This is a genomic window from Gibbsiella greigii (genome assembly GCF_039540155.1).
Taxonomy (GTDB): domain Bacteria; phylum Pseudomonadota; class Gammaproteobacteria; order Enterobacterales; family Enterobacteriaceae; genus Gibbsiella; species Gibbsiella quercinecans.
Window position 1 is genome coordinate 67,330 of record NZ_BAABEM010000007.1, and the last position, 12,743, is coordinate 80,072.

At 55.6% G+C, this 12,743-nt stretch carries 10 protein-coding genes; 9 read left to right on the top strand and 1 reads right to left on the bottom strand.

The window, feature by feature from the left end; translation table 11 throughout:
- Window positions 1-17: 17 nt before the first annotated feature.
- The 9 genes from nusA (at window position 18) to AC559G_RS06940 (ending at window position 11,644) form a co-directional block, all read left to right on the top strand.
- A complete protein-coding gene (gene nusA, locus AC559G_RS06900) occupies window positions 18-1,505 on the top strand; it encodes a transcription termination factor NusA (protein ID WP_438599821.1) in 1,488 nt (495 codons plus the stop codon).
- 24 nt (window positions 1,506-1,529) lie between these two features.
- Window positions 1,530-4,217 (top strand): translation initiation factor IF-2, encoded by a 2,688-nt coding sequence (gene infB, locus AC559G_RS06905; protein WP_498911999.1) that lies wholly within the window; start codon window positions 1,530-1,532, stop codon window positions 4,215-4,217.
- Between the two features lie 68 nt (window positions 4,218-4,285).
- On the top strand, window positions 4,286-4,696 hold the full coding sequence (gene rbfA / locus AC559G_RS06910) for a 30S ribosome-binding factor RbfA (protein ID WP_438599819.1): 411 nt from the start codon (window positions 4,286-4,288) through the stop codon (window positions 4,694-4,696).
- Complete coding sequence (truB, locus tag AC559G_RS06915) at window positions 4,696-5,640, top strand: tRNA pseudouridine synthase B (protein WP_498912000.1); 945 nt, start codon at window positions 4,696-4,698, stop codon at window positions 5,638-5,640. The genes rbfA and truB overlap by 1 nt, the downstream gene beginning before the upstream one ends.
- A 148-nt stretch (window positions 5,641-5,788) precedes the next feature.
- The gene (gene rpsO, locus AC559G_RS06920; RefSeq protein ID WP_095846101.1) at window positions 5,789-6,058 is read left to right on the top strand and encodes a 30S ribosomal protein S15; all 270 of its coding nucleotides are present in this window, start codon (window positions 5,789-5,791) and stop codon (window positions 6,056-6,058) included.
- Between the two features lie 381 nt (window positions 6,059-6,439).
- Window positions 6,440-8,560, top strand: coding sequence for a polyribonucleotide nucleotidyltransferase (gene pnp / locus AC559G_RS06925; RefSeq protein WP_462615080.1), 2,121 nt, complete (start codon window positions 6,440-6,442; stop codon window positions 8,558-8,560).
- A gap of 132 nt (window positions 8,561-8,692) precedes the next feature.
- Entirely contained in the window at window positions 8,693-9,577 is an 885-nt protein-coding gene (gene nlpI, locus AC559G_RS06930; protein WP_121525321.1) for a lipoprotein NlpI, read from the top strand.
- 122 nt (window positions 9,578-9,699) lie between these two features.
- Window positions 9,700-9,774 (top strand): protein YrbN, encoded by a 75-nt coding sequence (yrbN, locus tag AC559G_RS06935; RefSeq protein WP_370446995.1) that lies wholly within the window; start codon window positions 9,700-9,702, stop codon window positions 9,772-9,774.
- Entirely contained in the window at window positions 9,764-11,644 is a 1,881-nt protein-coding gene (locus AC559G_RS06940; RefSeq protein ID WP_498912001.1) for an ATP-dependent RNA helicase DeaD, read from the top strand. The genes yrbN and AC559G_RS06940 overlap by 11 nt, the downstream gene beginning before the upstream one ends.
- Before the next feature lie 81 nt (window positions 11,645-11,725).
- Here the strand turns inward: AC559G_RS06940 and AC559G_RS06945 are convergent, their stop codons facing one another.
- The gene (locus AC559G_RS06945; RefSeq protein WP_498912002.1) at window positions 11,726-12,625 is read right to left on the bottom strand and encodes a helix-turn-helix transcriptional regulator; all 900 of its coding nucleotides are present in this window, start codon (window positions 12,623-12,625) and stop codon (window positions 11,726-11,728) included.
- Window positions 12,626-12,743: the final 118 nt, after the last annotated feature.

Below are 12,743 nucleotides of genomic sequence, written 5' to 3' on the forward strand. Positions count from 1 at the left end.
TGGATGAGGCAACTAGGATGAATAAAGAGATTCTGGCTGTTGTTGAAGCTGTTTCCAATGAGAAAGCTCTGCCGCGTGAGAAGATCTTCGAGGCGTTGGAAACCGCATTAGCGACTGCAACCAAGAAAAAATACGAGCAGGAAATTGATGTTCGCGTCAGCATCGACCGTAAAACCGGCGATTTTGACACGTTCCGCCGCTGGCTCGTGGTTGATGAAGTGACCCAGCCAACGCGTGAAATCACCTTGGAAGCGGCTCAGTTTGAAGAACCGTCCATTGATCTGGGCGGCTATATTGAAGATCAGATTGAATCTGTGACCTTCGACCGCATCACCACCCAGACTGCTAAGCAGGTTATCGTACAGAAAGTGCGTGAAGCCGAGCGCGCGATGGTGGTTGACGCCTTTCGCGAGCACGAAGGTGAAATCGTTACCGGTGTGGTCAAGAAAGTTAACCGCGACAGCATTTCGCTGGATCTGGGCAGCAATGCCGAAGCCGTCATCGGCCGTGAAGACATGCTGCCGCGTGAAAACTTCCGCCCGGGCGACCGTATTCGCGGCGTGCTGTATGCCGTGCGCCCTGAAGCACGCGGCGCTCAACTGTTCGTCAGCCGTTCCCGCCCGGAAATGCTGATTGAACTGTTCCGCATCGAAGTGCCGGAAATCGGCGAAGAAGTGATCGAAATTAAAGCGGCAGCCCGCGATCCGGGTTCCCGTGCAAAAATTGCCGTGAAAACCAATGATAAGCGTATCGATCCGGTCGGCGCCTGCGTTGGTATGCGCGGTGCGCGCGTACAGGCCGTATCCAGCGAACTGGGCGGCGAGCGCATTGATATTGTGCTGTGGGATGACAATCCTGCGCAGTTCGTCATCAACGCCATGGCGCCGGCCGACGTGGCCTCGATCGTCGTTGATGAAGATAAGCACACCATGGATATTGCCGTTGAAGCCAGCAACCTGGCACAGGCGATTGGCCGTAATGGCCAAAACGTGCGTTTGGCCTCTCAGCTTAGCGGTTGGGAACTGAACGTGATGACGGCGGAAGATCTGCAGGCCAAACATCAGGCCGAGGCTCATGCCGCCATTGATACCTTCACCAAGTATCTTGATATCGACGAAGATTTCGCCACTGTGCTGATTGAGGAAGGCTTCTCCACGTTGGAAGAGTTGGCCTATGTGCCAATCAACGAGCTGCTGGAAATCGACGGTCTTGATGAAGATACGGTTGAAGCGTTGCGCGATCGCGCCAAAGCTGCATTGACCACATTGGCCCTGGCCCAGGAAGAAAGTCTGGGCGATCAAAAGCCTGCTGATGATTTGCTCAACCTGGCAGGGTTGGAGCGTAGCATGGCTTTCAAGCTGGCCGCACGTGGGGTTTGTACGCTGGAAGATCTTGCCGAGCAGGGTGTTGACGATCTGGCTGATATTGAAGGGCTTAGTGATGAGCAAGCCGGTGAGCTGATTATGGCTGCACGTAATATCTGTTGGTTTGGCGACAACGCGTAATAAACTGTAGCAGGAAGGAACAGCATGACGACAGATGTAACCGTAAAATCGCTGGCAGCAGAGATCCAGACCTCGGTTGATCGCCTGGTACAGCAGTTTGCTGATGCAGGGATCAACAAGTCTGAGGCAGACTCTGTGACCCAGCAAGAGAAAGAAACTTTATTGGCGCACCTAAACCGTGAACACGGTAGTGCGCCGGGTAAGCTGACGTTGCAGCGCAAAACGCGCAGCACCTTGAACATTCCGAGCACCGGCGGTAAAAGTAAATCGGTGCAAATTGAGGTCCGCAAGAAACGCACTTACGTAAATCGCGATGCACAAGAAGCCCAACAGGCTGAAGCGGCTGAGCAGGCACGGCGTGAAGCGGAAGAGCAGGCACGGCGCGAAGCGGAAGAGAAAGCGAAACGCGAAGCAGAAGCGAAGCGCGCAGCCGAAGAGCAAGCCAAACGTGAGGCCGCAGAGATCGCGAAGCGTGATGCAGCGGAAAAAGAAAAAGTGACCAATCAACATACCGACGAAATGACCAAGCCAGCTCAGGCAGAAAAAGCACGCCGCGAAGCCGAAGCCGCAGAACTGAAACGTAAAGCGGAAGAAGAAGTGCGCCGTAAGGTCGAAGAGGAAGCCAAACGCGTGGCTGAAGAAGCACGCCGTATGGCGGCAGAAAACGGTGAGAAATGGGCCCAGGCCGACGCAGCAAGCGAAGCGGTAGAAAGCGCAGATTATCACGTGACCACCTCACAGCACGCTCGCGCTGCCGAAGACGAGAACGACGCCAAAGTTGAAGGCGATCGTCGCAGCCGCAGCCGTGGCGGTAAATCAGCCAAGCAGAAGAAAGGCAACAAACTGTCTGAATCCAAGGCCGATCGTGAAGAAGCGCGCGCGGTCACCCGCGGCGGCAAAGGCCGTCGTAAGCCAAGCACGCTGCAGCAGGGTTTCAACAAACCGGCGCAGGTGGTTAACCGTGACGTGGTGATCGGCGAAACCGTCACCGTGGCTGAACTGGCCAACAAAATGGCGGTTAAAGGTTCCCAGGTTATCAAAACCATGATGAAACTGGGTGCGATGGCAACCATCAACCAGGTTATCGATCAGGAAACTGCACAACTGGTGGCTGAAGAAATGGGTCACAAAGTGATCCTGCGCCGTGAAAACGAGCTGGAAGAAGCGGTCATGAGCGACCGTGACACCGGTGCGGCGGCCGAATCGCGCGCGCCAGTGGTGACCATCATGGGCCACGTTGACCATGGTAAAACGTCACTTCTGGACTACATTCGCTCCACCAAGGTGGCGTCTGGCGAAGCCGGCGGCATTACCCAGCATATCGGTGCGTACCACGTTGAAACCGACAACGGTATGATCACCTTCCTGGATACCCCGGGCCACGCCGCGTTTACCGCCATGCGTGCACGTGGTGCGCAAGCGACCGACATCGTGGTGCTGGTTGTTGCCGCCGATGACGGCGTGATGCCGCAGACCATTGAAGCTATCCAGCACGCCAAAGCGGCGAAAGTGCCGGTAGTGGTTGCGGTGAACAAGATTGATAAGCCGGAAGCCGATCCGGATCGCGTGAAAAACGAACTGGCGCAGTATGGCATCATCCCGGAAGAGTGGGGCGGTGAAGCGCAGTTTGTTCACGTTTCAGCCAAGGCCGGTACCGGCATCGACGAGCTGCTGGACGCTATCCTGCTGCAAGCTGAAGTACTGGAGCTGAAAGCCGTGCGTAAAGGTATGGCCAGCGGCGTGGTGATCGAGTCCTTCCTAGATAAAGGCCGTGGCCCGGTTGCTACCGTTCTGGTGCGCGAAGGCACCCTGAACAAGGGCGACATCGTGCTGTGCGGTTTTGAATATGGCCGTGTGCGTGCGATGCGTGATGAAACCGGCCGTGAAGTTCAGGAAGCCGGCCCGTCTATTCCGGTTGAGATTCTGGGCCTGTCCGGCGTGCCGGCTGCTGGTGATGAAGCGACCGTAGTACGTGACGAGAAAAAAGCGCGTGAAGTGGCGCTGTATCGTCAGGGCAAATTCCGTGAAGTTAAACTGGCTCGTCAGCAGAAATCCAAGCTGGAAAACATGTTCGCCAACATGACCGAAGGCGAAGTGTCCGAAGTCAATATCGTGCTGAAAGCCGACGTACAGGGCTCGGTCGAAGCGATATGCGATTCGCTGCTGAAACTCTCCACCGATGAAGTGAAGGTGAAGATTGTGGGCTCCGGCGTTGGTGGTATCACCGAAACCGACGCGACCCTGGCTGCGGCATCCAATGCGATTCTGGTTGGCTTTAACGTGCGTGCCGATGCTTCCGCCCGCCGCGTGGTTGAGTCCGAAAGCCTGGATCTGCGTTACTACTCCGTGATCTACGATCTGATCGACGAAGTGAAACAGGCGATGAGCGGTATGTTGGCGCCTGAGTACAAGCAGCAGATTATCGGCTTGGCCGAAGTGCGCGACGTCTTTAAATCACCGAAGTTTGGTGCCATCGCTGGTTGTATGGTTACCGAAGGCGTGGTCAAACGCCACAACCCAATTCGCGTGCTGCGTGAAAACGTGGTTATCTATGAAGGCGAGCTGGAATCCCTGCGCCGCTTCAAGGATGACGTGAACGAAGTCCGCAACGGCATGGAATGTGGTATCGGTGTGAAAAACTACAATGATGTTCGCACTGGCGACATGATTGAAGTATTTGAAGTCATCGAGATCCAGCGTACCATCGCTTAAGCTTCGAATAACGCTTACATTTGCTTTGGGGGGCCTTGTGCCCCCCGATTTGTCTGGAGGATTTCCACATGGCAAAAGAATTCAGCCGCGGCCAACGTGTGGCGCAAGAGATGCAAAAAGAGATTGCGATCATTTTGCAGCGTGAAGTTAAAGATCCGCGCGTCGGTATGGCGACCGTATCCGGCGTGGAGGTTTCCCGCGATTTGGCCTATGCCAAAGTTTACGTCACCTTCCTAAATGTGTTGACCGATAACCACGATCCTGAGCTGGTTACCAAGGGGATCAAGGCATTGCAGGACGCTTCTGGCTACATTCGTACCCTATTGGGCAAAGCGATGCGCCTGCGCGTGGTGCCGGAACTGACCTTCGCCTACGACAACTCACTGGTTGAAGGCATGCGAATGTCCAACCTGGTGACCAACGTGGTGAAACACGATGCCGAACGCCGTTCGGCATCAGGCGATGACGAGGAGGCTTAATGAGCCGCCCTCGTCGCCGCGGCCGTGATATTCACGGCGTCCTGTTGTTGGATAAGCCGCAAGGCTTGTCATCCAACGATGCCTTACAGAAGGTCAAGCGCCTGTATAACGCCAATCGGGCCGGCCATACCGGCGCGCTCGATCCCTTGGCGACCGGCATGCTGCCTATCTGCCTGGGCGAAGCGACCAAGTTTTCCCAGTTTTTGCTCGACTCCGATAAGCGTTACCGCGTTATCGCCAAGCTGGGCCAGCGCACGGACACGTCTGATGCCGATGGTCAGATAGTGCAGGAACGCCCGGTAGCCTTTAGCCGTGAGCAACTGGATGCCGCATTGGCGCAGTTCCGCGGCCCGCTCCAACAGGTGCCGTCGATGTATTCGGCGCTGAAGTATCAGGGCAAAAAACTGTACGAGTATGCGCGTCAGGGCATTGAAGTGCCGCGTGAAGCGCGCGCCATCACGGTGTATGAACTGCTGTTCATCCGTTGGGAAGGCGACGAACTGGAATTGGAAGTTCACTGTTCCAAGGGCACCTATATTCGCACCATTGTTGACGATCTTGGCGAAGTGCTCGGCTGTGGCGCGCATGTGATTTATCTGCGCCGCCTGCAGGTCGCGAAGTACCCGATTGCGCGTATGGTGACGCTGGAACAGCTGGCTGCGCTGCAGCAACAGGCGCAGGAGCAGGATATGGCGCCGGGCGAGCTGCTGGATCCGCTGCTGATGCCGATGGATAGCCCGGTGGAAGATTTTCCTGAGGTGAACCTCCTGCCGGCGGTGGCGGGGTATGTCAAACAGGGGCAACCGGTTCGTTCCGCGGCCGCGCCTGCTGCGGGCATGGTGCGCATCACCGAAGGCGATGAACGCAAATTTATCGGCGTTGGTGAGATTGCCGATGACGGCCGTGTGGCGCCCAAACGCCTGGTTGTCGAGTACGCCGACTGAACGTGGCTTGGTCATTTTTCCCCCTTTTAGTAACGCGCCTACAGCTTGAAGGATCGCGGGGATAAGGGTAGAATGGCGCAGCCTATGCATGGGTTGCTGAATTAGAGATCGGCGCCCGTATTTTTTATCTATAATTTGGAGTGTTACAATGTCTCTAAGTGTTGAAGCTAAAGCTAAAATCGTAGCGGACTTCGGTCGTGATGCTAATGACAGCGGTTCTACCGAAGTTCAGGTTGCCCTGTTGACTGCACAGATCAACCACCTGCAAGGTCACTTTGCAGAACACAAAAAAGATCACCACAGCCGTCGTGGTCTGCTGCGTATGGTTTCTCAGCGTCGTAAGCTGCTGGACTACCTGAAGCGTAAAGATGTAGCGCGTTACACCAGCCTGATCGAGCGTCTGGGCCTGCGTCGCTAATCGAGCAAGTTTCAGTGGAAAGGGGCCTATTTAGGCCCCTTTCTTCTAGGAAGCATAAGCAAATCAGGTTAATGTATACCCGATTGATTTCAACTTTCAGGAAGGTGGCAAGCGAGTCAATCCGATGCGTTTACTTAGGTGAATGAAGCGGGTAAACGAGCGCAGCCAATCAGCCTGTAGCTTGAAAGACGAAGGGCATACCATCTGAAATGGTAAAAAATGGTCTTCTATTACAGAGGTTCGCGCGGCTAATGAGAGACTTTACTCCGGGCGTGAGTAAGGATTGTCATTAGTCGCGAGGATGTGATGAGAAGGCAAATCAAGTCACTGGCGTTGTTTGAGTCGTCATTACGATTGCGCGCCTAATTTAAGGATTGTATTTTGCTGACACCGACTATCCGCAAATTCCAGTATGGCCAGCATACCGTCACGATTGAGACCGGTATGATGGCGCGTCAGGCCACTGCCGCCGTTATGGTAAGCATGGATGACACCGCAGTATTCGTTACCGTTGTAGGCCAGAAGAAAGCGAAGCCTGGCCAGGGCTTCTTCCCGCTGACCGTGAACTACCAGGAGCGTACTTACGCTGCCGGCCGTATTCCGGGCAGCTTCTTCCGCCGTGAAGGCCGCCCGAGCGAAGGTGAAACCCTGACCTCGCGCCTGATCGACCGCCCAATCCGCCCACTGTTCCCGGAAGGCTTCCTGAATGAAGTTCAGGTTATCGCCACCGTAGTTTCCGTTAACCCGCAGGTGAACCCGGATATCGTTGCGATGATCGGGGCTTCTGCTGCGCTTTCGCTGTCCGGTATCCCGTTCAACGGCCCAATCGGTGCGGCACGCGTAGGTTACATCAATGACCAGTACGTGCTGAACCCAACCGTTGACGAGCTGAAAGAAAGCCGTCTGGATCTGGTTGTTGCCGGTACCGCTGGTGCGGTGCTGATGGTTGAATCCGAAGCGGACATCCTGAGCGAAGATCAGATGCTGGGCGCCGTGGTATTTGGCCATGAGCAACAGCAGGTGGTGATCGACAACATCAACGCGTTGGTGAGCGAAGTTGGCAAACCAAAATGGGATTGGCAGCCGGCGCCGGTTGATGAAGCGTTGCATGCTCGCGTGGCCGAGCTGGCAACCGCTCGCCTGGGCGACGCTTACCATATCACCGAGAAACAAGAGCGCTATGCGCAGATCGATGCAATCAAAGAAGATGTGGTTGCCGCGCTGCTGGCGCAGGATGAAACACTCGATGAAGCGGAAATCAACGATATTCTCGGCCAGGTAGAGAAAAACGTGGTGCGTAGCCGCGTGCTGCGCGGTGAGCCACGTATCGACGGTCGTGAAAAAGACATGATCCGCGGCCTGGACGTGCGTACCGGCGTGCTGCCACGCACCCACGGCTCCGCACTGTTCACCCGTGGTGAAACGCAGGCGCTGGTTACCGCCACGCTGGGCACTGCCCGCGATGCGCAAACGCTGGATGAGCTGTTGGGCGAGCGCACTGATAATTTCCTGCTACACTACAATTTCCCTCCGTATTCTGTTGGCGAAACCGGTATGGTGGGTTCACCGAAGCGTCGTGAGATCGGCCATGGCCGTCTGGCGAAGCGCGGTGTTATGGCTGTGATGCCTAAAGGCGATGATTTCCCGTATACGGTGCGTGTGGTTTCTGAAATCACCGAATCCAACGGTTCTTCATCCATGGCCTCTGTCTGCGGCGCGTCTCTGGCGCTGATGGATGCTGGCGTTCCGATCAAAGCCGCCGTTGCTGGTATCGCAATGGGCCTGGTGAAGGACGACGAAAACTTTGTGGTTCTGTCCGACATCCTCGGTGACGAAGATCACCTGGGCGACATGGACTTCAAAGTAGCCGGTAGCCGTGAAGGTATCACCGCGCTGCAGATGGACATTAAAATTGAAGGTATTACCCGCGAAATCATGCAGGTAGCACTGAACCAGGCCAAGGGTGCGCGTCTGCATATCCTGGGCGTGATGGAACAGGCTATCAGCACGCCACGCGGCGATATCTCTGAGTTCGCACCGCGTATTCATACCATCAAGATCAATCCGGACAAAATCAAGGATGTGATCGGTAAAGGCGGTTCTGTGATCCGTGCGCTGACCGAAGAAACCGGCACCACCATCGAAATCGAAGATGACGGTACAGTGAAGATCGCGGCGACCGACGGCGATAAGGCGAAACACGCAATTCGCCGCATCGAAGAGATCACCGCAGAGATCGAAGTTGGCCGTATTTACCAGGGTAAAGTCACCCGTATCGTTGATTTCGGTGCCTTTGTGGCCATCGGCGGCGGTAAGGAAGGCCTGGTGCATATTTCTCAGATCGCAGACAAGCGTGTTGAAAAAGTCACCGACTATCTGCAGATGGGCCAGGAAGTACCGGTTAAGGTGCTGGAAGTTGACCGTCAGGGCCGTGTGCGCCTGAGCATCAAGGAAGCAACAGCGCCAGAAACCGCTGCTGCGCCTGCGCCTGAAGTAGAATAAACTGTAATTACACAGTTTTGGCAGCTCCCTTCCATCGGTTGGGAGCTGTTCGTACCCCGTGGGCAGGATGCTCGCGTTTTAAGCAGGCGGAGAACAGGATGTTCATCCAATGTTTGTCTTCGGGAGTGGGAAATGAAGTCTTTCTTGCGCTGGTGTTATGTTGCGACAGCAATCATGCTGGCAGGATGCAGCAACTATGATTGGCGTAAAGACGAGGTTCTGGCTATTCCGTTGCAGCCCACGCTGCAGCAGGAAGTGATCCTGGCGCGCATGGAACAAATACTTGCCAGCCGGGCACTGACGGACGATGAGCGCGCGCAGCTTTTATATGAGCGCGGAGTGCTGTATGATAGCCTTGGGTTACGTGCGCTGGCGCGTAACGATTTTTCGCAAGCGCTGGCAATACGTCCTGATATGCCGGAAGTTTTCAACTACTTGGGCATATACTTAACGCAGGCAGGCAATTTTGATGCTGCCTATGAAGCGTTTGATTCGGTACTAGAGCTTGATCCAACTTACAATTACGCGCGTTTAAACCGGGGCATCGCACTGTATTACGGCGGTCGCTTTCCGTTAGCGCAGGATGATCTGCAGGCGTTTTATCAAGACGACCCAAACGATCCCTTCCGTTCGTTGTGGCTGTACCTTGTGGAGCGAGAAATCGATCCCAAGAAGGCCGACGTAGCGCTCGAACAGCGTTATGAAAAAGCGAACCGAGGGCAATGGGGATGGAATATTGTCGAATTCTACCTGGGCAAAATCAGCGAAAAAACGCTGATGGAACGCCTCAAGGCAGATGCAACGGATAACACTTCGCTCGCTGAGCATCTCAGTGAAACTGACTTCTATTTGGGTAAACACTACCTGAGTCTGGGGGACAAGGACATCGCTTCGGCGTTGTTCAAACTGACGGTGGCTAACAACGTTCATAACTTTGTTGAGCACCGCTATGCATTGTTGGAATTGGCGCTGTTGGGCCAAGAGCAAGACGACCTATCGGAATCGGACCAGCAATAGCTGACGAACACTTATCAGCCTGAACGACATTGGTTTAACCGCCAAAGTTATCGCCTTAACGGGCGAGGGCCTTTTGTTCGTTTTATAATCTAATTTGAGCCGGTTCACACTTTTCAATGAAAATGACTGAAAATTTTCGCGACGAGTTATGTAGACTGGCAGCCATTATTAATGAGGCACGTGTACATGACTACTGAGTTTGAAACCTCTTTTGTTGACCTGGGGCTGTCAGCTCCGATCATTTCTGCCCTGACCGATTTGGGCTACGAAAAACCATCACCGATCCAGGCTGAGTGTATTCCTCACCTGTTGAATGGCCGCGATGTGCTGGGTATGGCACAGACCGGTAGCGGTAAAACCGCAGCGTTTTCGCTGCCCCTGCTGCACAACCTGGATGCAGCCCTGAAAGCACCACAAATCCTGGTGCTGGCGCCGACCCGCGAACTGGCGGTTCAGGTTGCTGAAGCAATGACCGATTTCTCCAAGCACATGCATGGCGTTAACGTTGTGGCCCTGTACGGCGGCCAGCGTTATGACGTACAGCTGCGCGCCCTGCGCCAGGGCCCACAGATTGTTGTGGGCACGCCAGGCCGTCTGCTAGATCACCTCAAACGCGGCACGCTGAACCTCTCCAGCCTGAAAGGCCTGGTGCTGGACGAAGCCGACGAAATGCTGCGCATGGGCTTTATTGAAGACGTTGAAACCATCATGGCTGAGATCCCTGCGGATCATCAGACTGCACTGTTCTCAGCCACCATGCCGGAAGCGATCCGCCGCATCACCCGCCGCTTTATGAAAGAGCCGCAGGAAGTGCGTATTCAATCCAGCATCACTACGCGCCCGGACATCAGCCAGAGCTACTGGACTGTGCACGGCATGCGCAAAAACGAAGCGCTGGTACGTTTCCTGGAAGCGGAAGACTTTGATGCCGCCATCATCTTCGTGCGCACCAAAAACGCCACGCTGGAAGTGGCCGAAGCGCTGGAGCGCAGCGGTTACAGCAGTGCTGCGCTGAACGGCGACATGAACCAGGCGCTGCGCGAGCAAACCCTGGAGCGCCTGAAGGATGGCCGCCTGGATATTCTGATAGCCACCGACGTGGCCGCCCGCGGCCTGGACGTTGAACGTATCAGCCTGGTAGTGAACTACGATATCCCGATGGATTCTGAATCCTACGTTCACCGTATCGGCCGTACCGGCCGTGCTGGTCGTGCCGGCCGCGCGCTGTTGTTCGTGGAAAACCGCGAACGCCGCCTGCTGCGCAACATTGAACGCACCATGAAGCTGACCATCCCGGAAGTGGAACTGCCGAATGCAGAACTGCTGGGCCAACGCCGCCTGGCCAAGTTTGCCGCCAAAGTGCAGCAACAGCTGGAAAGCAGCGATCTGGACCAGTACCGTGCACTGCTGGCTAAACTGCAGCCGGAAGAAGAGCTGGATATGGAAACGTTGGCCGCCGCGCTGCTGAAAATGGCGCAGGGCGAACGTCCGCTGATCCTGCCGCCGGATCCGGTCTTCAAGCCGCGCCAACGCCGTGAGTTCAACGACCGTGATGATCGCCGCCGTGACAGCAGCGATCGTCCGCGCCGTGAACGCCGTGACGTGGGCGAAATGCAACTGTACCGCATTGAAGTTGGCCGTGATGATGGTGTGGAAGTTCGTCATATCGTTGGCGCTATTGCTAATGAAGGCGACATCAGCAGCCGTTATATCGGCAACATCAAGCTGTTCGCTTCCCACTCCACTATCGAGCTGCCAAAAGGCATGCCGGGCGAGATCCTGAATCACTTCACCCGCACGCGCATTCTGAACAAGCCGATGAACATGCAACTGCTGGGCGATGCTCAATCGCATGAGCGTCGCGATCGTGGCAACGGTGAACGCCGTGGCGGCCGCCCATTCAATGGCGAACGCCGTGAAGGCGGCCCGCGCCGTTCTTTCGGTGAGCGCCGTGAAGGCGGTAACGGCGAACGCCGTGGCGGTAACTTCAACCGTGACGGCAAACCTGCCGCACGCCGTGATGATGCCGAGCCAGCCGCACCGCGCCGTCGCTTCGGTGACGCATAACATCAGGCGCTAACGCGCTTTCCGCCGCCGTATGGCGGTGGGGAAACTAAAAAGGGCCCATGATTAATCACGGGCCCTTTTTTATTCGCTTTCAGCTGCGAGCGTTCCGCTGGTTAGCTGCCGCAGGCGGCGTTCGCTCTGTTCATCCGCCGGCATATACACCATCATCCGATCGCCATTTCTTGCTGCCGACCACCAGTTATTCTGGTGTAGGCTCATCACGCCAACCTGGGCGTTTTTAAACCGCTTGATATTATTATTGATCGCGCGCACTTCGTAGCGTTCCCAGGTAGAGCGGAAATCCGCCGATGTGGCCATGTAGCGCTCCAGCTGTTTTTCCCACAGCGGATCGCCAAGATGTTCGGCCATCTGCGCGCGGAACATTGCCACCATATTCGGCATTACCTCATCCCAGTCCAGCAGGCTGGCGCGCCAGGCTTTATTGGTGAAAGCCAGGTAGATGCAGTTACGATCCTCCGGGGGGATTTGCACCAGATCAACCCCCACCAGCAGGCAGTAAGCGCGGTTAAACCCCAGAATGTCGAAGCGTGCGTTATTAATAATCGCCGGCATCGGATCCAGTTGATCCAGCATTTGCTGCCCACAAATGGAAACCTGCTTGCACAACGGGCGTTGGTGCGCCGGGGGCAGGCTTTGCCCCGCCAGCATAAACAGGTGATGGGCTTCAGCTTCGTTGCACTGCAGTGCATTGGCGATGGCGGTCAGGGTTTTGATCGAGGCCTGAATCGGCCGGCCCTGTTCCAGCCAGGTGTACCAGGTAATGCCAACGTCGGCGAGCTGGGCTACTTCTTCACGGCGCAGGCCGGGAGTGCGCCGTTGGCGCATACGCGGCAACCCCAGGCGGTTTGGATCCAGGCTTTCGCGCCGTGCGCGCAGGAAAGCCCCCAGCAGTTTGCGGTTGTCGATGTTGGATTGCGGATGTGTTTGTTCTGATAGGTTTGAATCATCAATTAAAGACATACGCTGTTTCCTCCGCCGAGCGTGACCGGTAGTTTTTATACCATGATAATCAAGCACTGGTACCGGTTTAATTTAAGGGTGATGCTAGCCCCATTGTTGAATTAACTCAATGGTTGAG

What these genes read in the sequence shown, in the direction of transcription:
- nusA (WP_438599821.1), top strand. Translation starts at nt 18, where the DNA reads ATGAATAAAGAGATTCTGGCTGTTGTTGAAGCTGTTTCCAATGAGAAA.
- infB (WP_498911999.1), top strand. Translation starts at nt 1,530, where the DNA reads ATGACGACAGATGTAACCGTAAAATCGCTGGCAGCAGAGATCCAGACC.
- rbfA (WP_438599819.1), top strand. Translation starts at nt 4,286, where the DNA reads ATGGCAAAAGAATTCAGCCGCGGCCAACGTGTGGCGCAAGAGATGCAA.
- truB (WP_498912000.1), top strand. Translation starts at nt 4,696, where the DNA reads ATGAGCCGCCCTCGTCGCCGCGGCCGTGATATTCACGGCGTCCTGTTG.
- rpsO (WP_095846101.1), top strand. Translation starts at nt 5,789, where the DNA reads ATGTCTCTAAGTGTTGAAGCTAAAGCTAAAATCGTAGCGGACTTCGGT.
- nlpI (WP_121525321.1), top strand. Translation starts at nt 8,693, where the DNA reads ATGAAGTCTTTCTTGCGCTGGTGTTATGTTGCGACAGCAATCATGCTG.
- AC559G_RS06940 (WP_498912001.1), top strand. Translation starts at nt 9,764, where the DNA reads ATGACTACTGAGTTTGAAACCTCTTTTGTTGACCTGGGGCTGTCAGCT.
- AC559G_RS06945 (WP_498912002.1), bottom strand. Translation starts at nt 12,625, where the DNA reads ATGTCTTTAATTGATGATTCAAACCTATCAGAACAAACACATCCGCAA.